At 26.9% G+C, this 22,736-nt stretch carries 22 protein-coding genes; 3 read left to right on the forward strand and 19 right to left on the reverse strand.

Annotated elements, in window-relative coordinates; translation table 4 throughout:
* Positions 1 to 256: 256 nt before the first annotated feature.
* The gene (locus tag PRV_RS01835; protein ID WP_022769969.1) at positions 257 to 1,309 is read left to right on the forward strand and encodes a hypothetical protein; all 1,053 of its coding nucleotides are present in this window, start codon (positions 257 to 259) and stop codon (positions 1,307 to 1,309) included.
* A 249-nt stretch (positions 1,310 to 1,558) separates the two neighbouring features.
* Here the strand turns inward: PRV_RS01835 and PRV_RS01840 are convergent, their stop codons facing one another.
* Positions 1,559 to 1,765, reverse strand: coding sequence for a hypothetical protein (locus PRV_RS01840; RefSeq protein ID WP_022769973.1), 207 nt, complete (start codon positions 1,763 to 1,765; stop codon positions 1,559 to 1,561).
* Positions 1,766 to 1,820: 55 nt separating this feature from the next.
* On the opposite strand from PRV_RS01840, the gene PRV_RS01845 reads away from it, so the two are divergent.
* The gene (locus PRV_RS01845; RefSeq protein ID WP_022769977.1) at positions 1,821 to 3,038 is read left to right on the forward strand and encodes a hypothetical protein; all 1,218 of its coding nucleotides are present in this window, start codon (positions 1,821 to 1,823) and stop codon (positions 3,036 to 3,038) included.
* Between the two features lie 219 nt (positions 3,039 to 3,257).
* On the opposite strand, the gene PRV_RS01850 is transcribed toward PRV_RS01845, so the two are convergent.
* From PRV_RS01850 to PRV_RS01860, 4 genes are all read right to left on the reverse strand, one after another.
* On the reverse strand, positions 3,258 to 3,731 hold the full coding sequence (locus tag PRV_RS01850) for a hypothetical protein (protein ID WP_022769979.1): 474 nt from the start codon (positions 3,729 to 3,731) through the stop codon (positions 3,258 to 3,260).
* 393 nt (positions 3,732 to 4,124) lie between these two features.
* Entirely contained in the window at positions 4,125 to 4,292 is a 168-nt protein-coding gene (locus PRV_RS03050) for a hypothetical protein (protein WP_022769982.1), read from the reverse strand.
* Between the two features lie 17 nt (positions 4,293 to 4,309).
* Entirely contained in the window at positions 4,310 to 4,477 is a 168-nt protein-coding gene (gene rpmF / locus PRV_RS01855; RefSeq protein WP_022769986.1) for a 50S ribosomal protein L32, read from the reverse strand.
* Positions 4,478 to 4,489: 12 nt separating this feature from the next.
* Entirely contained in the window at positions 4,490 to 6,871 is a 2,382-nt protein-coding gene (locus tag PRV_RS01860; RefSeq protein ID WP_022769989.1) for a hypothetical protein, read from the reverse strand.
* 145 nt (positions 6,872 to 7,016) lie between these two features.
* On the opposite strand from PRV_RS01860, the gene PRV_RS01865 reads away from it, so the two are divergent.
* Positions 7,017 to 7,307: a hypothetical protein gene (locus PRV_RS01865; RefSeq protein WP_022769993.1), complete on the forward strand. Its 291-nt coding sequence runs from the start codon at positions 7,017 to 7,019 to the stop codon at positions 7,305 to 7,307.
* Between the two features lie 48 nt (positions 7,308 to 7,355).
* Here PRV_RS01865 and pth read toward each other — a convergent pair whose 3' ends face one another.
* The 14 genes from pth to rpoC all read right to left on the reverse strand — a co-directional run bounded on the left by pth (position 7,356) and on the right by rpoC (position 22,736).
* Complete coding sequence (pth, locus tag PRV_RS01870; protein WP_022769997.1) at positions 7,356 to 7,940, reverse strand: aminoacyl-tRNA hydrolase; 585 nt, start codon at positions 7,938 to 7,940, stop codon at positions 7,356 to 7,358.
* A 274-nt stretch (positions 7,941 to 8,214) separates the two neighbouring features.
* Positions 8,215 to 8,679, reverse strand: coding sequence for a restriction endonuclease subunit S (locus tag PRV_RS02950; protein ID WP_330216742.1), 465 nt, complete (start codon positions 8,677 to 8,679; stop codon positions 8,215 to 8,217).
* Entirely contained in the window at positions 8,577 to 9,362 is a 786-nt protein-coding gene (locus PRV_RS01880) for a restriction endonuclease subunit S (RefSeq protein WP_022770004.1), read from the reverse strand. Before PRV_RS01880 ends, PRV_RS02950 begins: the two co-directional genes overlap by 103 nt.
* A gap of 104 nt (positions 9,363 to 9,466) precedes the next feature.
* Positions 9,467 to 9,589 (reverse strand): hypothetical protein, encoded by a 123-nt coding sequence (locus tag PRV_RS03155; protein WP_022770008.1) that lies wholly within the window; start codon positions 9,587 to 9,589, stop codon positions 9,467 to 9,469.
* Between the two features lie 54 nt (positions 9,590 to 9,643).
* Positions 9,644 to 10,645 (reverse strand): coiled-coil domain-containing protein, encoded by a 1,002-nt coding sequence (locus tag PRV_RS01885; protein ID WP_022770012.1) that lies wholly within the window; start codon positions 10,643 to 10,645, stop codon positions 9,644 to 9,646.
* 100 nt (positions 10,646 to 10,745) lie between these two features.
* Complete coding sequence (locus PRV_RS01890) at positions 10,746 to 11,111, reverse strand: hypothetical protein (RefSeq protein ID WP_022770016.1); 366 nt, start codon at positions 11,109 to 11,111, stop codon at positions 10,746 to 10,748.
* 17 nt (positions 11,112 to 11,128) lie between these two features.
* Complete coding sequence (locus tag PRV_RS01895; RefSeq protein WP_022770019.1) at positions 11,129 to 11,731, reverse strand: hypothetical protein; 603 nt, start codon at positions 11,729 to 11,731, stop codon at positions 11,129 to 11,131.
* A 121-nt stretch (positions 11,732 to 11,852) separates the two neighbouring features.
* Positions 11,853 to 12,833, reverse strand: a complete 981-nt coding sequence (locus PRV_RS01900) for a V-type ATP synthase subunit I domain-containing protein (protein WP_022770023.1) — start codon at positions 12,831 to 12,833, stop codon at positions 11,853 to 11,855.
* Positions 12,834 to 12,928: 95 nt separating this feature from the next.
* Positions 12,929 to 13,297 carry a hypothetical protein gene (locus PRV_RS01905; RefSeq protein ID WP_022770027.1) on the reverse strand — a complete coding sequence of 123 codons (369 nt, stop codon included), beginning with the start codon at positions 13,295 to 13,297 and terminating at the stop codon, positions 12,929 to 12,931.
* 20 nt (positions 13,298 to 13,317) lie between these two features.
* Positions 13,318 to 13,524, reverse strand: a complete 207-nt coding sequence (locus PRV_RS01910; RefSeq protein ID WP_022770032.1) for a hypothetical protein — start codon at positions 13,522 to 13,524, stop codon at positions 13,318 to 13,320.
* A 12-nt stretch (positions 13,525 to 13,536) separates the two neighbouring features.
* Complete coding sequence (locus PRV_RS01915) at positions 13,537 to 13,923, reverse strand: hypothetical protein (protein WP_022770036.1); 387 nt, start codon at positions 13,921 to 13,923, stop codon at positions 13,537 to 13,539.
* Between the two features lie 90 nt (positions 13,924 to 14,013).
* Entirely contained in the window at positions 14,014 to 14,298 is a 285-nt protein-coding gene (atpE, locus tag PRV_RS01920; protein ID WP_022770041.1) for an ATP synthase F0 subunit C, read from the reverse strand.
* Between the two features lie 96 nt (positions 14,299 to 14,394).
* Positions 14,395 to 14,685 carry a hypothetical protein gene (locus tag PRV_RS01925; RefSeq protein WP_144062309.1) on the reverse strand — a complete coding sequence of 97 codons (291 nt, stop codon included), beginning with the start codon at positions 14,683 to 14,685 and terminating at the stop codon, positions 14,395 to 14,397.
* 113 nt (positions 14,686 to 14,798) lie between these two features.
* The gene (gene rpoC, locus PRV_RS01930) at positions 14,799 to 22,736 is read right to left on the reverse strand and encodes a DNA-directed RNA polymerase subunit beta' (protein WP_022770049.1); all 7,938 of its coding nucleotides are present in this window, start codon (positions 22,734 to 22,736) and stop codon (positions 14,799 to 14,801) included.

Below are 22,736 nucleotides of genomic sequence, written 5' to 3' on the forward strand. Positions count from 1 at the left end.
CGAAGAAAATAAAAAAAGTGAAATAGTTGCTGTAAATAAGAAAAAAGGAGCAAATTTTAACAACATTTTGGATTTGGAATTAAAAAATTAGGTTATAAGAAAGGGCTGATTAACTGGGGTAATTGGATGTCCAGTTGGGGCTTGTGCGGGAATTAATTATGTAGATGGTCTAAGAGTTGGATCTAAGACTCAAGTTGAAAACAACAGAATTGTTAGATATGAAAATACTGTAATTCATGGAGAAAGAAAAATAAATTTGGGAAAAGAAATGGATGTTGTCATCTCAAGTCGTGACAAAGGAAAATTTAGCAAAAAAGTTAAGGTTGAAGTTCCCTGCTTAGATGGCGATATGATTGGAAATAGTGATTGAACCAAACTCGGGGGGGGCCAAGGAGATCTAATGAAGATACAAGAGTTTTTTAAAAAAGTAGAAGATGGTTTAAAAGGTTATTTAAATTTATTGTTTGGCTGTGATATAAATTACGCAATTAGTAAAGCATCTTCAGAAAGATGAGCACGCTGGGATAAGATCGGGATAGAACATAGAGAGATAGCTTCAATTGTAGGAACAATTAGAAATAAACCTAAAGGGCTGGCAATGATAAACGGTATAAATTCAAGTGCAGGATCATCAGAAACAAAAAGCTACTTAAATTTGTTCAATGGAGTGTATGGCCGAAACGCTAATGAAAAAGTTCCAATTGAAAATCTTGCTTTAGAAATGTGAATATATGACCGCAAAGAATTTGAAAATTCATATAAAGATATAATACAAACATCCGTTCGAAGGGCTCTAGTGGAGTCAATTATATGAATAATTTTGAATGGAGAATGATGCACACAAAAAGATTTCAGAAAACAGAAATGTTTAAATTATAAAGAATATAAAGATGAAACTATCAAGGGTTTAGTTAATAAAGATAGAGCAATGAGCCTAGGAAAGAAATTTCAATTTGATGGATTAATTGGAGTCGAATGACACCCTGGAAATGGAAAAGGAGGAAGACCAAAATGACTTTGAGAAAGCTTTACAAAAATTAAAGGCGACAAAGATAAAGAATGAGAAAACATTAAAAACCTAATTAAAAAATTAGGGGAAAGTTCTTGACATAAAAAAATTCAAGATGAAGTGGCAAAAGAAATTGCTTACCAAGTTTTTTGCAATTTAATTGGCTTCGAAAGAAGAATGATTATGGAAGAGATAAGGTCATCTTACTTTGATAAAAAAATAAGAGAAAAAATATGTACTTTTGGAAAAAACGGAATAATTTGCCCTAAAGGTGGATTAATTTGAAAAGATAAAAATTAAAAAAATTTAAAGTATATTTTTGAGTAGTTTTTTTATAATTTTCCTTTTATAATCTCTTATGGGAGTATAGCGAGAATATAAAAAGAATATAAAAAAATTAGCATCGGTAATTAAATTTTCTTAATTAAGAAAACAAATTTAGTTTAATAAATTCTTAATTTAAAAAATGAGGTTAAATAGATAGTAATAAATACTTTTTAAGGAAAAACAGTAAAAAAATTTAATAATTAATAACAATTATTAGTAAATTTAATTGGAATTTACAACTCAAGTAGGTAAATGTACAACTGGACCAATTAAACCATTTCCAGCATCACGTGAGTTTGTTGTATAAAGAATTGTTGTTGGTTTAAGTTCTTTTAAAGAAGTATTTTTTGAATAAGATCCTTTTGCCCAAGAGAGTAAAAGAGGTGAAATTGTCGCTGTAGATAGAAAAAGAGGAACAAATTTTAACAATATATTGATGTTAGAATTACAAAGTTAGATTATAAGAAAGGGCTGGTTAACTGGGGTGATTGGATGCCCAGTTGGGGCTTGCACAGGAGTCAGTTATGTAGATAGTTTAAAAGTTGGGTCTGAGACTCAGGTTGACAACAACAGAGTTGTTAGATATGAAAATATTGTGATTAATGGAGAAAGAAAAATTAGTTTAGGAAATGAAATGAAAGTTGCCATTTCAAATCATGATTCAGGAAAATTTGGAAAAAAAGTTAAGGTTGAAGTTCCATGCTTAGATGGTGATATGATTGGAAACAATGATTGAACTAGACCTGGAGAGGGGCAAAATGGAGATGTGATGAGAATACAAGAGTTTTTTAGAAAAGTAGAAGATGGTTTAAAAGGTTATTTAAACTTATTTTTTAGTTGTCACTTAAGAGATGCTATTTATTCAGCTACTTCAAATAAATGATCAAGTTGAGATAAAATTGGCAGAGAAAACAGAGAGATAGCTGCAGTCATATCTGCAATTCGCGGGAGAAAGGAAGGAATTGGAAAGTGATTGCAAAAGAGAGGGGTTAAAACAAATGAACATAACAATTTAGAAATTTCTCATGAAGAGAGAAATTACTTACAACTGTTTAGTGGTAGAACTTACGGGAGATTCGCTAAAGTTAGAGTTCCAGTAGAAAATCTTGCTTTAGAAGTTTGAGTATATAAACGAAATGAATTTCAAGGCACCTATAAAGATCAAATTCAGAAGCGCGTTCGACAAGCTTTAGCTAAATCAGTTGTCACATTAATGCTAAATGGAAAATGATGTGTTCAAAAAGATTCCCATAATAAAGATTGCAAAAAGCAAGAGAAATACAAAAAGGAAAATGTTTTGCCGCTATTGAAAGGTTGAGCGGGGAAACTTAATGAAAGCGAGGAATTTGAATTGGATGGAAAATTTGGGATTCAATGACACCCTAAAGACGAAGATGGGGGAAAACCAAGATGAATTTGAGATAAACTACAGGAAAAATTAAAAAATGTAGGGGAATGGTGAAGAGAATTTAAAGTAGTTTTAGAAAATTTAGGGCAAAGTTCTTGACATAAAAATATTCAAGATAAAGTTGCAAGAGCAATTACATATCTGACTTTTTGTGATTTAATTGGGCCAGAACGAAAAATGATTATGGAAACCCTAAGATTAGCTAAATCAAATCAAACAAAACAAAAAGAAATGTGTTCTGTTGGCATTAATGGATTAATTTGTCCAGAAGGTGGAGCAATTTGAAAAAAATAAAAAATTTAAATGAGTTAGATTTTTAAAAATACTAAATTTATAAGTATTTTTGCTAAAAATGTCCTAATTTCCTTTTTGCATTTAGATTAATTAATTTTCATTGGGGAAGATTAGGGGAAATTTTCCCCTAATCCTTTATGAAAAAATCTAAAAGTTGAAAATCATAAATTTCTCTTTTATAGTTTTTTGAATTCAAAACCTTTTGCAGGTAATAAAAAATTAATACTTATTAAAAATTAATGAATGTAAATTAATAGATTTATTTCATCTTTTAAAAGGATAATCAGAAAGAAGTCAAAATACTAAAAAAGATAATGCAACAACTGCCCCTACAATAATAAAAGAAAAGAATGATAATTGAAAATTATAGGCCGAAAATTGCACATCCAAATGACTATTATTTTCCGTTGATTTCAAAACTTCTGTTAATCTGGTTCAATTTCAATTAGTAACAGCTCCATAAGGCAATAATTGTGTCTTATCAAATGAAAAGAAAATATTACTGATTATATTTAATAATCAATAAATTCCAAATTTTTTAGATACTTCATATTTATTAACTCTAAGGGAAGAATCTTCTCTTCTAAATCTATAAATTAATAAATTTATAAAAGCAATAGGAGTTACAGTATGATTTCACAAATTTCAAAAAATATTAACAGATGTAGGTATTTTTACTGAGTAATAATACAATAAATCAGTACTTAAATAAATTGGTAAAAATAAGAAATAAAAAATAAATCCTGAAGTTACTAATAATGAAGATACAACAATAAAAATTGAATCTGTTTTAAAAATTGATAATTTTGGTTTTATTATATAAGCTAAAGCTACTCCAAGAGCAAAAAAATTAGATTGTCAAGTTATCTGGCGAATAATAACTAAAAAATGTTTTCAAGAGGGTTCATAGTATAAGGAAACTATAGAACCTAATAAAAAAACTATACCAGTAAATAAAACTATTCAGTAGGGATTAACTTTATTGAAAAGGGCCTTAAAGCCCCTTTTAATCCCTATCTGCTGATAAAGGATGATTTTAGAATTTCAAAAGTATTGTTAAAAAGGTTTTTCATGTTTTTAATAAATTTAAGCAAAAAAAGCTAGTATAACAAAAACGGATAAAACTAATGAAAAAAGAACAGCAATTCATACTAATCTAAGATTCTTTAATCCTTGCTTATCAACAATAACTCTGTTTGAAAAAGCATTTAAATTATGATTGGAAAAAAGAGTAAAAACTTTTTCTAAATTCAATTAATTTTTATTATCTACTAGAAAATTTTTTTATTTCTATAGTATCCGCATTCACAAACTCTATGAAATTTTACATATTTTGCACATTTAGAACACTGTAATAAAGGAAGAAAATCTTTAATACCAGAATGAGAATTTCTCATTCTTTTTTTAGTTTTAGAAACTCTTCTCGGAGAGACAGCCATAAAAAACCTAAATTAAGACAATAACCTTAATTTTTTAGACAAAAAAGCTCCAATCCCAGCTACTAATCCACCACCAGAAAGAACTCCTCCAACAACTGCAGGAATAACTATTGAATTATCTAAAAGGGATTTAGATTGATCAATTTCAGATCCAGTCGAAATATAAAAAGGTAATTCTGAATCATTGGGAAATATCATATATGAATCTCTTTTATTGATTTTAAATTTGGTTTTGCCCAAAAGATTAACTTTTTCTCCATCTTCACTCATTTGTTCGAAAATATCCTTAGAAGGATTTTTTTGATATTCCACTATAGCTTCTATATAATCATTTTTTTCTCCTATTTTAGTAAATTTAAAGTCTGTTATATCTATATCAAACTTTTTATTTTCTGGTTTATGTACATTAAATAATTCTTGAAAATTACCATTTTTAATTATTTCTTGTAAATTAGAAATTTGAGTTTTAGGAATTAAATATTTATCTAGACTATTTTTAACCTTTATTTGAATATTTTTATAATACTCTTTTCACTCTCGATTAATTTCATTTATATCTTTAGGAACTATTACATATTTTTCAGTTCCGTCTAAAATATTTTTTTCAATTAATTTCAAATCCATATTATTTCAGAAAAATTCTCCTATTTTTTGATTTGTTTGGGAAGAAATAATTTCTTTAACACTAGAAAATTTATCTCTTCTAATATATTCGGATTTCAAAAAACTAGGTAAATATTGTAAATTAGAAAGCTCTAATTTTTTATTTTCTTCAACCAAAAAATCATAATATTCTATTGATGCTGCAGGACTCAAATCATTTCCAGTAATTTTTATTTTCAAATAATCTAATCATTCTTTTGACATTTTTATAAATTTACTTTTATTTCCCTCTTTATCTGTAGATACTAAATAAAATAACTTTTCTAATTTTTCTTTATTTTTTAATTCCGAATAATAGTAATTTTTTAATTCATCTTGATCCATTACTATTGAATGAAATAAATTAAATCTTTGTTTAATAATAGAAAGATTTAATTTATACTTAAATGATTTTTCATTTTCATTGAAAACTAATTTAATTTTTGAATTATCAGAATTTACTAATAATTCAAAATTAGAAAAAGAATAATCAAGAATTTTATTTTGAGAACTCATTATGTCAAAAGTCTTTCCTTCCAAAATATCTTTAATATGAAATTTAATTTCTCTATCCTCTCCATTTAACTTAAATTTCATTTTGTAATTTAATTGAGGACTAATCTTTCAAAAATCGCTTAATGAGCTATTAATTTTGTCATAGTTTAAATAAATTGATAGTTTTAAAGTATGATCTTTCGTTTTGTTAAATATTTCTGGGATTTTTATTTCAGGAATAAAAATATCATCAAAATCAACATATCAAATTTTGTTGTCGGATTCTTGAGATTCATTAACTTGATATTGTGCCGGTCTATCTAACATTCATTCTCCCAATGAATAGAAAAAATATTGTTTATTTCAACTATTTTCCTTATTTCTATATCCAACATATCCGGAAGAATAAATATTTTTATCTCTATTATTTCGAAAATAAGACTGAAGATTTGCTAATCCTATTTGATCGCATTTAGAGTCAAATCCTTCAGAAATATAAGATTTTTGTTTTTTTAAATCTTTATCTTGCTTTGATGACAAACTTTCACAAGTTTGTTTTTCTTCTGGAAAATTATGATAAATGTCATTTCATCTTTTGTGATGTAATTTCAAATTTCCATACTCAACGTTTGAGATTACATTATTTTTTTGATTTAATTCGCCATTCTTTCAATATCCTGAATAAAGATGTATTTTTGAATCCATAGGAAAGGCATGATTTAATTGAACTATCTTATTATGAGTCTCAAAAGACTTTTCAATTTTTTGAGGAAGACTCAAAGAAAGAATATTTCTTAAATGATGGCCAGAACCCTTTCCATCAATTCAATTAATATTAAAGGAATCATTTCTATAAGGATATTGTTTCATATTGGTTTTGTAATATTTAAAGTCCCTTAAATGCTTCAGATCATTTAATCAAACTTTTTTATAAGAGCCTTTATATTCTTCGGAATGAATTAGTTTTTTGTCAAAAACTAATATATTATTTTCAAAAGTATATTTATCCAAATATTTTCACTCAGATAATCTTCTATAGTACTTATCAAAAATTATTACATTAACTGGTAGAAGTAAATTTGAGTCTGGAAAATTTAAAGGTTCTAAATTTTTTTTAAAATCTTCTTTTGATAAAATCTTTTTATTTTCTTGGGCATTTTTATGAGTTATTCTATTTAAATCAATTTGACTAGTGTCAATAATTAAATTATTAGCCAACAAGGTTGTTGGCAATCCATATAGTAATTTAGAACTCATATTCTATTAAGTTTTTTCATTAAGCTAATATCTGAAAAAATAAAAAAGGAATAAATTTTTAATTTTTAGATAATAAAGACTTATAGCAATATATAGCTATAAAGTATGCTTTAATATTTAAATTGGTCTAGTTTTTTATTTGAAAATGTCACAAATTCCATGAAGTTCTTTACAAAATACAGAAACATTAGTTCCTTTCACTTTATCTTCTATTGTTATTATCATTTTCTTTTTTTGAGTTCTGTTTTGATTATTCTATCAAGCTAAAAATAACATAGACAGTTTATATGAAATTGTTACAGAACAAATAACTGTTCCCTCTTCTGCGGGTGAAGGCACAAAACGCATTACTGTAACTTATAAAAGAATTAGAAAAAAAGAGGAAGTTTTAAAAGATAAAAAATGAAATTGAAAGGAGAAAAAATTATTTAAATAGAAATTTTATTTTCCCCCCCCTTTCAAAAGGGGGGAAAATTTTAGTCTATTATCTTTTCAAGTAGTTTATGGGGTTTAAAATTTCTTTTTCATCTAAAAAGAGAAATTTTTTAATAATTTCAAATATTTCTTTTTCTAAAAGATTTATTTGATTTTTTTCTTCAATATAAAAATTTTCCATTACAAAATGTTTGATAATTAAATTCTTTGAATTATTCGGTCTTATCCCTATTTTTAATTTCAAAATACTATCCAAAGGAAAAAAACTTTCTAAATTTTTAACTCCCAAGTGGGATATTTTCTTTTCTTTTCTTTTTGTTAAAGAATATTTTCCTAAGGGAATATCTAATTCATCATAAATTAATAAAACATTTTGAATATTTAATTTAAGAAAATGAAATAATTTTATAAATGATTTTCCCGAATTATTCATAAATTCATAAGGCTTGCAAAGAATATAACTTATCTCTTTATCTTTAAATGTTCTATTTTTTGAAATTTGAGAACCTAAAAAGCTTTCATAATTAGAACAATTATTTAGAAAGTGGAATTTATCTAAAAGATAAAAACCAACATTGTGCCTTGTATTTTCATATTCTTTGCCTGGATTTCCTAAAGCTACTATTACTTTCATAAATAAATATTTTTAAATTAAATTTTTTGAAATTATTTTCTGAAAAATAAATTAACTTAAATAATTTTTCTAAAGAGGCCTTTCACGGCCTCTTTTACTTTTTTACTTGGAAAAACTTTTAAAAATGTTTCCTTTTAAGCTAGACAAGTCCTTACACATGAATTAAATTTTCTTTCATAATACCCTTAATTCTCCTAAAAATTTTAACTAAAAAGAAAAATATTCTTTTGTAAGCTCTAACACAACTTCTTTTAAAAACAAATATCCTAATTTATTAAAGAATTTCTAATTTTTCACTAAAAATTCTATTTAACAAATACTTTTTAGTTCTATCTAATATTTCTATTTTTGAATGTAAATTTTCAATTTTTAGTTGAATATTTTCACAAAAATCATTAAATTTTTCTAAAGTTTTGTCATCTGGTATTAGTATTTCAAGTTTTTTTAAAACTTCTCTACTTAAATGCTTTATAGTTGTTCCTTGGACCACTTTATTTAATTGAATTAATTCTTTTTTAATTTTCAAAAAAATTAAATAATCGAAATTTTTACTATTTGACGAAATAATAAACACATCCGTTGAAGCTTCAAATTTTCCTCTACAAATTTTTGCAGAAAAATTTCCTCCTCCGGCAACTAATATTGCTGACATGTCATAAGAAAAAGTTGAAGATTTTTGAGTTTCAATAGAACAAGTAAAAAAAGGATATACATTTTCACCATATATATATATATATATTGATTTTGTAGCGCGTGACTTGCCGGTTTTGTTCCTTTTATAATTGTGGCCATTTCTTCCAGTTTTAATCTTTTTCAATTATTTTGGAAATTATTTAGCAATAATTTTTTATAAAAATAAGTTCTTAAAGCTTCTAATAACTCAATTTGTCGTTCATTATTTTCAGTTAATTCATCATAAGCGGAAAGGATATTTCCAATTTTTTGTTGAATGACAAAGGGAGGTAAAGGAAATTTAACGATTCGTAATTTTTGAAAAGATAAAACTGGCTGAGCGGTAGATGATTTAGAAAGTGACACTATTTTTTCTTTTATTATTGGAAAGTCAAAACAATATTTAATGAATTTAGGATTTGAAATCTCTTTAAATGAATTAAATCCGTAAACCTTATCTGAAAGACAAGAGCTGGCTTTTAATAAAGCTGAATCTCCTGATGTGCCACATCTAACTATGCAAACGGTATTCTTAGGGAATAATTTCGCTTTATTACTAAATCTTTTAAAATTGCAATATCTTCCATTTTTTAAAAGCCATAATTTACTTCTAGAAATATCGGATCCATCAATAAAAGGGATATTTTTCCCCTTAAACAAAGCTTCAAAATTTATCATTTTTACAGAAAGTGACATTCCATTTTCTAATAGGCCTAATTTATCTAAAGTCACTCATTTTCATTTATTCATTTAGACTAATTTATAAACAATTCACAACTAAAATAATTATTTCAAGAACTTATTAATTTTTCTTAAAAGCTCCCTAAAAGGAGCCTTTATTAAATTATTAAAAATTAATTTTCGTTATTTATTTCTTCTTCATTTGAATCATTTTCATTATTAAGTTTTCTGTTTAACCTCTTTTCTTCTTCTACTTCTCTAAGAATATCTCTTCAATCTCTATTTCTCTTAAACAACTTTTTACTTAAATTTAAAGTGTTCCTAATAAAATACGAGGAAAACTAAGCTATTTAAATTATTTTCCTTTCAGAATTAATTTTATCGCACTTTTCTTTTTCTTTGTATTGTGTATTAATGCAAATACTATTCTTCACTATTCCCTCATAATTTTTAAATTCAAATAATTTAGACTTAAAAACTTCTCACTCCTCATGAAATTTTTGAAGATCTCTTCTACTTTCATTTAATTTTTTTATAAATTCATTAATTTCAAAATTCAAAAACTTTAAGTTAATGTTATGAAAATTAGAAAGCAAATTCAGAAATACAATACTTTTTTCTAAATCTAAAATAATTTGTTCAATTTTTATCTCCGTTAAATAAAGATTCATAAGTGATTTATTGACTTTATATAAAGACTTATCCAATTGTTGATCTTTATCAGAAAGTGTTGTTTCAATTTCTTTTAACTTTTCTTTAGCTTCATCTCCTGCACTTTTTGCCCCCCCCGAAATATCAGTTGATTGATTATTTTTGAGATTTTTTTGAGTAGCATCACTAATAATCTTTTTAAATTCTTTAATTGTTTTTTGCATATTACTCATATAATCTTTCAAACTAGATGACAATTGATTTATCTGTTTTAATTCATGTAATTTAGTTTGATTTTCTAGTTTATCTTTTTCTTGTTTAGATAATATTTCCATTAAATTATTCAAAATTTCTACAACTTTCACGCTTTCTTTATATAGACGATCTATTTCTCCTTCTATTTTGAAAATTAAATCTAAAGTATTTTTGATTTCAATTGATTTTTGCTCTTTTAATGTATTAGCTGCATTAATTCCATTAGATAAATTATGAAATAAAGATTCCAATTTCTCTAATATTTCTTTTTGTTTGTTTATAAATTCTTTTATATTTTGTTGTTCATAAAATGACTTATTTTTGGAAAAGATTTTTTGTAAATTTGGAAATAAATTGCTTAATTCATAGGGAATTAAATAAGACGACAGTCCAAGAGCTCCTAAAGATGTAGTAGTTAAAGATATTAACTTAGAGGGGAAAAACAATTTAACTAAAAATTTTTACTTTAAATTTTCTGCTTTATTTAGTTAAATTCCGCTTTTAATTAAACATTTTTATAAAAAAATTTAATTATTTTATTTGCAACTATACAACAGTTTTTTCACATTTATCTTTTTCGAAATATTTTATATTGTCATTACAAAAACTATTTTGAACTATACCTCAATAATTTTGAAAAATAAATAATTTATTCTTAAGTTCTTCTCATTCTTTATGTAATTTTTGAAGTGTTTCTCTTGATTCATTTAATTTTTTTATTAAATTATTAATTTCTAAATTTAATGGCTTAAGGTACATATTTAAAACATTAGAAGATAAATTAATAGAAAAAATACTTTTTTCTAAGTTAGCTATATTTTTTTCTAGTTTCAATTCTTTAGAATAAAAATTCATCTCCAAAAGAACTAATTTCCCAGAAATCTTTTCTAAACGCTCACTAACTGAATTCAAATTATTTTTAACTTCTTCTAATTTTGCTTTCGCTTTCTTTCCTGCTTCTCCCCCCCCGCAGCAGAATCAGATTTAGCATTCTTATTATTACTACTTTTTGTAGCTTCTTCTATAATTTTTGCAAATTTATCAAAATTATTCTTTCCATTTTCAATAGATTGATTTAATTTTTTTAATAATTCTTTATAATACTTAATTTCTTCTAAATTAGATTGTTTATTTAATTTTGAAATTTGTTGTTCAGATAAATTTTTTGATAAATCAAAAATTAATTGCACCACTTTTGAGCTTTTTTCATATAAAGAATTTATGTCTTCTTCCGTTTTCAAAATCAACTCTAAAATTTTTTTCATATTTTCTAATTTTTCTTCTTTTCGATTATTTGTTGCACTAATTCCTAAAGCTAAATTATTTAGTAAAGGTTCTATCTTTTCCTCTTTTTCTTTTTGCTCATCTACAAATACTGCCGTATTCTGACTATAATAAGGTGATTTAGAGTCTTTAAAAAATTTTTCTAAATTTAAATTATTTTTTAAATTATTAGGAATTAAATAAGAAGATATACCTAAAGTTCCTAGCGAAGCAGTAGATAAAGCTATTGCTTTAGCAGGAAAAAACAATTTATTTAATTAAAGGCTATTTTAAATTTTTTATTTTATTCAATTTAATCTAACCTAATTTAAAAAAATCTTTTCAATATTAAGAAAGGTTTTTAAAAACCTTTCTTTGTTTTAAAAAAATTTAACTATTTTTAATTTGTTCACATTTTCCTTGATCATTTTGATATTGCGCATTTACACAAAGATTATTTTGAACTATTCCAAAATAATTCCTAAAAATAAATAATTTATCCTTAAATTCCTCTCATTCCTTTTGCAAATCCCTCAGTCTTTGATTAAATTCATTTAAACGTTTTATAAAAGTATTGATTTCTTTTCTCAATGCTTCAAGTCGTGAACTAAAAACACTAGATGAAACCTTAATGAAAGAAACATTTGTTTCTAAATGTTTTATATATTCCTGTAATTTAGATTTTTGATAACTTAATTCTTTTTTTAGAAGAGATAATTGAAAAATTTCTATTTCTAATTCTTGTATAAAAGAGGAAAAGTTGTTTTGTACATTTTTTAATGTTTCTTGAGCTTTAACTCTTTGCCCCCCCCCATCAACATTTTGTTTTGTTAATTTTTCTTTTTCTGTTCCCTTTTTAATGATTTCAAGAAATTGATTAAAGTTATTCTTCCCTTCTTCAGCAAATTTTTTCAAACTTTCTGATAATTCTTCAAAATATTTAATTTGCGCTAAATCTGATTGATTTTTAAATTTAATTGCTTCCTGTTCTGATAATTGATTTGATAATTGAGATAAAAGATCTACAATTTTTTGGCTTTCTTCATATAATTTGAGATTCTTACTTTCTATTTCTGAAACTAAATATAAAGTTTCTTGAATTTTTTTTAATTTTTCTTCTCTTCTCTCTTCGGAAGCATTAATTCCATTAGATAAATCTTTAAACAAATTAGTTAAACTTTCTAAAATTTCTTTCTGTTCATTTGTAAATTTATCTACATTTTGCTTTTCATAAGATGATTTAGAAGTTAAAAATATATTTCCCAAATCGGGAACTAAATCCTTTAAAGTATAAGGAATTAGATAAGAAGATAAACCAATAGTTCCCAAGGAAGTAGTGAATAAAGCTATTGCTTTGGAAGGTAAAAACAATTTAATTGAAAATTATTTTTAAATTTCCGTTATATTCAGTTAAATTCAACCTAATTTAAAAAATTCCTTTAACTTATTTAATAAAAAAATCTTTACTATGATTTCACTTGTTTTTGAGAACATTTGCCCCGATCATCTTTATATTGTGTATTTATGCAAAGACTATTTTGAACTATACCTTCATAATTTCTAAATTCAAATAATTTGGTTTTAAACTCTTCTCATTCTTTATGTAGTTTTATTAATTTATCTTTTGTGCTATTTAATTCTTTTATTAATTCATTAATTTTTAGATTTAAAGCTTTTAGATTGATGTTATGAAGATTAGATGACCAATTTATAAATGAAATATTATTATCCAATTGCAAAATAACTTTTTCTATTTCTGATTCTTTTAAATAAAGCTTTTCTAGTATTTTAAAACCTTGAGATAAAGCTTTAATTAATGCTTTATTTCTATTCAAAAAATTTTCTTTAACTTTTTTTAACTCTTCTTGAGCCTTTTCACCAGCTTTGCCCCCCCCGATGAATTTTTTTGACTACTACTACTACTACTACTATTTTTAGGTACTATTGTTAAAACTTCAATAAAGTTATTAAGAGATTCTTTAATACTAAGCAAACCATCACTAAAGTTAGAAAATAATTTTCGTCAATACTCTATTGTTTTTAAATTTGATTCTTTTTCCAATCTTTCTTTTTGTTACGAAGTTAATTGTTCTCTCAATTTGTCTAAAGATTCCACAATTTTTAGACTTTCTTCATAAAAAGAATTAATTTTGCCTTCTAATTTCAAAATTAAATCTAAAGCTTCTTTAATATTTTTAGCTCTTTCTTCTTTTCTTTCTTTCGTAGCTATCACTCCTTCAGATAAATCTTTAAATAAAGTATTTAAAACTTTTAAAATTGCTTGTTGTTCTATCGCAAATTCATTTATATTTTGCTTATCATAAGATGATTTAGAAATGGAAAAAATATTTCTTAAGCTTGGAATTCAATTTTTTAAGCTATAAGGAATTAAATAAGAAGATAAACCAATAGTTCCTAATGAAGCAGTAGTAAAAGCTACTAGCTTAGAGGGGAGAAACAACTTTTAGTTAAAAGTTGTCTTTAAATTACTCTTTTTTAGCTGTTTAAACTCTAAAAAAGCTTTAAAAAAATAGAGATATAAATAAAATTTTTATGCTCCAGTTACTGCTATGATAATCGCTATAATAAGCGCATATATTGCTACAGACTCGCAGATAGCAGCACCAATTATAAATTGTTTAAAAATAAGAGCTTCAACTTCAGGATTTCTAGCTAAAGCTTCTACAGCCTTCCCTCCCATATAACCTTGAGCAATAGCCGCTCCCATACCAGCAATCATTGCAATCCCAGCTCCAATTAAACCTCATTTATTATTGTCTTGAAAAAACAAAGATTTTAAAAAGGATTCTAAAAATCCATCCCAAAAAGAAGACATTAAATACTAATCTCTTTTAATAAATGATTAAAAAAATAAACTCCTATTATTCTACCGAAAAGCTTTTTAAAAAAGCTTAAAAATTTATCTTATTTATTAAACCGCTACCATTAAAGAAGTAGAAAAAAACTTATTTAAGCTAAAAAATCTATTAACTTTTCTCAAAAGAGAAAAAAATATTGGTCTTACATAAATATAGAATGTTCTTTTAATAAATAAAGAAAGAGAATCTCCCTTTCTGAAATTATTTTCTAAAGAATTGTAATTACAACACTTATCAGATAAATCAAATTTTTCAAACAAATCTTCTCCCTTCAACAAACAAACAAGATAGATAATAAAAAATACTCCAGCAATAGAAGAAAACAAAACTGTTCTTAAACTCAATGAACAAGCTCTATTCAAATTACTAAACAAAAAGTAATTTTTCAAGAGAAATTTAATTACTTAGTTAAAGACAAACAATTTTTATTAATTTTACTAATCAAAAATAAATATCTTTAATTTTCTTTTCGTTCTATTTGTCCTGTGATTAATCCAGATTTTAAGGAAACAACCATATCTACACTACCTTTAACAGCAGCATCTGTCAAGATTTTTCTAGTATCTTGGAAAGATGCTGCAGCCAAAAAAGAACCTGACATCATAGGAATTTCTTCAAGATCTAATATTTCATATTCTGCATGTGAAACAGCTTTTTTACCCAACATCTTGCTTTTAATTTCTCTCTTAAAGCTTTCTCTTTCAATCATCTCCCCAACTTCTACTCTTGATTTATCAGATTCTGTAATTCTCCACTTATTGGTCATTTGTCGCACTACAGATTCCACATATTTATCTGATAAATCAAGACCATGCAATCAATAAATTTTTAATACCTCTTCAGTAATATAATTTCTAATTTTTTCTACTCCTAAACTTAATTTCAACTTCTTTAAGTTTAAAGCTCCTTGAGCAATTACTTGACCCACTTTAACCTCATCTCCCACATCAACACTTATTTTTGTAGAAAGACTAACCTCATATTTCTTTTTCTCTTTAATTCCTTTAATAGTAATTGTTCTCATTTTACCTTCTCTTTCAACACTTTCTACCTTTCCTGAAATTTCAGTTAATACAGCTTCTTCTCATTCTTTTGGATCAATTCCATCGAACAATTGTCTCAAACGTTCAAAACCTTGAGTAATATTACCTTCCCCAGCAACCCCTCCAGAGTGGAAAGTTCTCATGGTCAATTGAGTTGCAGGCTCACCAACTGATTGAGCTGCAATAATTCCTACAGCAGTACCTAATTTAACTGGTTTTCTAGTCTTTAAGTCATAACCAAAACATTTTTGACAAATACCATTCTCTTGCTCGCAGCTAAATACACCTCTAACTTCTACCTCCTCAATGCCAAGAGCTTCAATTTCTTTGGCAGCTTTTGCAGTTATATATTCTCCATCCCTACATATAACTGAACCATCCCTTGGAGATACTATATCTCCAAAAGCACATCTATATTTAATTCGCTCTTCTAATGTTTTTATTATGTTATCGCTGTTTTCATCTTTAATAGCTCTAATTAATACTCCTTTCTTAGGATTGCAATCTATAGATCTAACAATTACTTCTTGAGAAGCATCTACTAATTTTCTAGTCATATAACCTGATTTAGCTGTTTTAACAGCTGTGTCTGCCATACTCTTTCTAGAACCATAAGAAGAATTAAAGAATTCAATCATATTTAATCCCTCTATGAATGAATGTTTAATAGGTACCTCTATTACATCCTTAATTACTCCTGATTCATCACTTTGTCCATAGTTATAAGATCTGTTCATTAAGCCTCTCATACCTGAAAGTTGAACGAAGTTTGAAAGGCTACCTCTAGCTCCAGATTTTTCCATAATTGCCATCGGATTATCTCTATATTCTTCTCCTCTAAATCAGGATTTAATTTCTTCTGAAACTTTATCCTTAACTTCGCTTCACAAATTAATTACTTTTTGATATCTTTCATCTTCAGTAATCATTCCTAGTTCAAAATATTCTTTTTGAGCTTTTACTTTCTTCTCAGCCTCAACAATTAAATCTTCCTTAAATGAATCTTTAAATCTAGGAATATCAAAAGGAGAAATGGTAATACATGATTTTGTAGAATATTCAAAACCTAAGCTTTTAATATTATCTAACATATTTGAAGTTACTTCTAATGGATATTGTTCATAAACTTCTTCAATAATTGTTTGAATTACTTTCTTACTGAAAGGAGCTTTTTCTTTCAGATTTTCTAATACTTTAGAATAATCTGAACCAAACTCTACTATATCTTCTGGAGAAACTCCGCTTTCTGAAGAATCATTTACATATCTATAATCCTTAGGTAATGCTTGATTGAAAATTACCTTACCTGTAGTAGTAAACAATAAACCTTCTTTATCTCATTTCTTTTCTTTGAATAAAGTAGTTGAAAGAATAATAAAAGCATTTAAATCTATTTCGCCAATATCATAAAGATATTTAACTTCTTCTAGAGAAGAACATAATCTTCCCTCCCCTTTAGCTCCTTTTCTAGTATTAGTCAAATAATAAAGACCTAATACCATATCTTGAGAAGGCATCAAAATTGGTTGTCCATTCTTAGGTGCTAAGACATGGTGAGGAGCTAATAGAATATCTCTTGCTTCTTGAACTGATTCTTCTGATAGTGGAAGATGAACTGCCATTTGGTCTCCATCGAAGTCAGCATTGAAAGCTGTAGTTACTAGAGGGTGAAGGCAAATAGCTTTACCTTCTACAATAATAGGTTCAAAAGCTTGAATTCCTAAGCTGTGAAGAGTTGGAGCTCTATTTAATAGCACGGGTCTTTCTTTAATAACTTTTTGTACTACTGGTCATAAAATATCTTCTTGATCTTCAATGATTTTTTCTGCAACTTTAATATTTTGAGCTAATTGAATTCTTTCTCCAGTCTTTTCATCTACATAACTTCTAATTAATTCTCTAATAATGAAAGGTTTAAATAATTTCAAAACTATTAGAATAGGCAAACCTACTTGATGTAGTTTTAATTCAGGGCCTACAACAACTACAGATCTACCTGAATAGTCTACTCTTTTACCTAGTAAGTTTTGTCTAAATAGCCCCTGCTTACCTTTCAAATGATCAGTTAAGGATTTCAATGGATGTTTATCTTTTGCTAATAATGGTTTTTTTCTACTTGCATTATCAATTAAAGAATCTACAGCTTCTTGCAACATTCTCTTCTCATTATTGGCAATGATAGAAGTAACATTAAGACTTAATATTTTCTTAAGTCTTTCATTTCTGATAATAATTCTTCTATAGAAAATATTCAGATCTGAAGTGGTGAATCTTCCAGCATCTAATTGAACTATAGGTCTTAAATTAGGAGGTAGAACTAGAATATTCTTCAAAATCATTCATTCAGGTCTATTTCCTGATTCTTTAAATCATCTAATAACTTCTAATCTAGAAAGAAGTTTTTTAACTTTAGGATCATAATAACTAATAGATTCTTTATTTTTACTTTCTAATTGTTTTAGAATAGAATGTTCCAAAGATTCTATATCTATCATTTTTAGAAGTTCATAAATAGCTTCTGCTCCTGTACCTATCTTTATTCCTGTTCATTGATAGATATATTCAAAAACATCATGAAGGGAGAAAGGAAGATTTGAAGAAGAAAGAGCTTTATAATAAGTTCTTCCTTGTTGATAAGCAATAGAATTAACTCCATCTTGTTCTTCTTGAGCTCTTTCTTCATAAATTAATCTAAGAAGTTTTCTAATTTTGAATAAAGATCTTAGAGGGCTATTCTGATCTGAAACATTAACTATTTCCAATCGTTCAAAAATACCTGAATATCTCTTAGATCCAGTATTTTTTATATCAATAACTATATAGTTAACGAAATAAACTACTTCTTCTACACTCTTATACTTAATTCCCAAAATTAGAGATACTTTTGAAGGCAAAGGTAATTCCTTTATCATTCAAATGTGTGCAATAGGGCATGCTAAGGCAATATGTCCCATTCATTCTCTTCTAACTATTGATTCAGTAATACATACACCACATTTTTCACAATATTTACCCTTATATCTCACTCTCTTATATTTACCGCAGAAACATTCATAATCCTTTACAGGTCCAAAAATTGCTTCACAGAATAAACCTCCTTTTTCTGGCTTAAATGTTTTGTAATTAATTGTTTCCGCAGATTTAACCTCTCCTCTAGATAAAGAAAGAAGGTACTCAGGAGAGGTAATACTAATTTGGAAGCCATTAATAGTTAAGTCTTCTAAGTCACTTTCTTGAGAAAAATTAGCATCTCTTAATTTGTATCCCTCTCTTTCATCTTTTTGATTATTTCAGCTAAGTAATTGAATTTTTTCATTTAATTTCATTCTTCTAGCTAAATAATCATCAAATCCAAGAACCTCCTTGGAGGCCCCAAATCTAATATTTACTCTAAGACCAATAGCTTGCAACTTCTTAACCAACAATTTGAAAGATTCAGAAATTGTCGGCTTAGGAAGAGCTTGACCTTTAATAATGGAGTAATATATTAAATTTCTAGCTTGAATATCATCTGATTTAAGAGTTAATAATTCTCTCAAATTATTAACTGCCCCATAAGCTTGAAGAGCTCATACTTCCATTTCCCCAAATCTTTGACCACCATTTTGGCACTTACCACCCAGTGGTTGTTGAGTAATCTTAGAATAAGGACCTACAGAACGAGCATATATCTTATCATCAACCATATGATCCAATTTCAACATATAAATAATTCCTACTGAAATCGGATCCTTAAATTTCTCTCCTGTTCTGCCATCAAATAGAGTAAATCTTCCATTATGATGATTGAAATCAATTCCGGCGTGAGACATAATATTTATTAAATCAGCATTTTTGCAGCCAGCAAAAATAGGAGTTAATACTTTAATTTCTAGTTCATCATATTTAATTCCAGCCATAGAAAGAATAATAGAGAAATCCAATTGATTCAATTTAGAAATAGCCTCTTCCTTATTCTTTATTTTTTTATCAGTTAAATAAGAGCTAAGTACTTTAGATAATGATTGAAGCTCTATTTTTGACTTAGAGAATAGAGAATTACATGATTCCAAATCATTCGCAAAATGAGCTTCCAAAATTCTTCTAAATACTAACTTTCTAGCTGAAAAAGCAAGATAACTTTCTAGAATTTGACCAATATTCATTCTTGAAGGAACTCCCAATGGATTCAAAAGAATATCAACAGGAGTTCCATCTTCCAAGTAAGGCATATCTTCTACAGGAGCTACTTTAGAAACTATACCTTTATTTCCGTGACGTCCAACCATTTTGTCCCCAATTTGAATATTTCGTTTTGAAGTAACAAATATCTTAATAGTTTCCAAAATATCATCTCCTAATCTATCTCCCTTAGCTGCAGAATATCTAATTATCTTAGTTACAATACCTTCAGAGCCTGAAGGTAGTCTTAAAGATGAATCTTTAACGCTCTTAGCTTTTTCAGAGAAAATTGCTTGTAGCAATTTTTCTTCTGGAGTAATATCTCCCATAGCTTTAGGAGAGGTCTTACCAACCAAAATATCTCCTTCCTTTACTGCAGCACCTACCAAAATAACTCCATCTTCATCAAGATATCTTTTCTCTTCTGAGGTGCATCCTGGAATAAATCTAGTAATTTCTTCATCTCCTATTTTTGTTCTCATGCAATTCACTGTATATTCTTGAATGTGCAGAGAGGTATAAACATTTTCCTGTACTAATCTAGAAGAAAGGATAATAGCATCCTCATAGTTGTAACCATACCAAGAAGTAAAGGCTACTAAAATATTTTGACCTAATGCAAGCTCTCCATTTTGGATAGCATGGCCATCTACTAAGATTTCTCCTTTTTTAACTTCTTTATTATCTCTAGGAATTATTACTTGATTTTTGCAAGTATTTTGATTAGTTTTTATAAATTTTTGAAGATAATAGGTTTTTTCCCCTAATTCCTTATCCTTATATTTAACTCTCAATTGAGAGCTATCTAGATAAGAGATTACTCCATCCCCCTCAGCTTGAAGTACTACTCCAGAATCTCTAGCTATTCTTTCTTCAGCTCCTGTAGCTACAATAGGAGATTTAGGGCTAATTAATGGAACAGCTTGACGTTGCATATTTGCTCCCATTAAAGCTCTGTTTGCATCGTCATGTTCCAAGAAAGGAATTAAAGAAGTGGAAATTGAGGTAATTTGAGTACAATCTACATCAATAAAATGAACTTCCTCAGGCTCAACAGATTCTACTTCTTCATCTCTTCTAACTGTTACAGGACCTTTTAATTTACCATTTTCATCTATTTCTGCGGTAGCTTCAGCTATGCAGAAACTTCTTTCTTGAATAGAGTTAAGTCAAATCTTAGTATCTTTAAGTACTTTTCCATTTTTAACTCTGTAATAAGGAGTATTAATGAAACCATATTTATCTACTTTAGATAAAGAAGCTAAAGCCATAATTAATCCAATATTCATACCTTCTGGAGTTTCAATAGGACAAATCCTTCCATAGTAAGAATAGTGAACGTCACGAATATTTAAATTAGGATCTTCTCTCTTAATGCCTCCAGGCCCCATAGCAGAAATTTTTCTCTTATTAGTTATTTCAGAAAGAACATTTTGTTGATCCAAGAATTGAACTAATTGATGAGAATTAAAGAACTCTTTAATTGCTATTTGGAAAGGTTTGGTATTCATAATGGCATTTAAAGAGAAATAATCTTCTAATTCTCCATCTTGAAGAGAAAAGTAATTTAATTTAGATTCAAGACTATTCATTCTGTCAATAGAGAATTTTTGAATTCTTGAAAGAGCTATAGAAATTCTATCCTTAAGGAGTTCATCAATTAACTTAAGTCTCTTATTACCTAAATTATCTATATCATCATATTCTCCAACTTTTTTCTTTATATGCAACATATAAGAGATAATTGCAATAATATCTGACGGAGAAAGAGATTTATTGTCATCCAAATAAGGTGTTCCTAATAAGGTAATTACTTCACTATCTAATCCACCAGAATAAATAGCCACTTTTTCATATTCAATTACATCGAAATTACTATATCTTTTTTCTGCATCATCAAAACTCTTAGTAATATCAAAGCTACGAATTATATTTATTTTTCTAGCAATAGCTGCATCTTTAAATTCTGATAGTTTTTCAAAATCCATAAAGGTATCTTTAGGAAAAATCACCTTTCCTGAAAAATCACAAATATCTTCAGCAAGATATTTATTTTTCATTCTGTCTCAAATAGATAATTTGTGATTTAATTTATATCTTCCCGCGGGAAGAATATGATAATAATTCATATCATAGAAATAAGATCACAATAATTCTTGATATGAATGAACTTCTCTTCTGGCTACTTCAGTATTAATAGAAAAAGCACTAATTAATTGTTTAGAAGCTAATTCAATAGCTATTTTTTCTAATATTTCTTCTTTTTCTTTTTTAGAAGAGTTTGATTTTTCAGCTTCTGTATATTTCACACATAGAGAATAAATAGTTTCTCTAATTCAACCTTTAGCTGAATCTCTTAATTTATTAACTCCTTTTGAACCTGCAATTTCAGCAAAAATTGATGTCACAGTAGAATCATTTAATACTGCTTGAGTATTAAAGGTATCTTGACTTAAAGCTTTCATAACTTCAGGGAAAGATCCAAATAACTCTTTTACAATTTTGTTAGAAACACCTAAAGCTGTTAAAAATACTGTAATAGGGAAAGAAAAAGCATTATTTCCTGAAATATTTCTAGCCAACAATTTAATTGAAGGTATATAACCTTCTTCCTTATCTTTTTCAGAAACATTAGGTAAATGGAATAGTAATAATACTCCCTTTACAGGGAGTAATTCACAAATTATTCCCTCTTGCGTTCTTTTTCTAGAATTAGAAAGTCTAATTTGCGCTTTATTAAGTACATATAAACCTGGCGATCTAACAATTTGACAAATTACAAATTTTTCAATTCCATTAATGATGAAATTTGAAGAAGAAGAGAAAATAGGTAAATGGCCAAAAAAGACTTTAAAGCTTGATAATCTATTTTTTTCTTCATTGAATTTTGAAACCAATTTCAGTTTCAAATAAACAGATCTTTGATAGCTTTTTGAACTATTAACTGCTTCTTTTTCATCAATTTCAATCTCAGGAATAATAATTTCTTCAAGAAATACTTGAGTATTACCTGAAGCAGATGACATAGGGAAATATTTCATAATCAATTCTTTAATACCACTTTCAATAAATTTGTTATAAGCATCTATTTGAATTCCCTTTAAATTAGGAGGAGTTCAATCTCCTGAAGGGAGTTTAGAAAAATCTATTCGTTTTACAACGGAATTAATTTCTTTTAGTTTGTAATTCAA

The sequence above is a fragment of the Mycoplasma parvum str. Indiana genome (assembly GCF_000477415.1).
Taxonomy (GTDB): domain Bacteria; phylum Bacillota_I; class Bacilli_A; order Mycoplasmatales; family Mycoplasmoidaceae; genus Eperythrozoon_A; species Eperythrozoon_A parvum.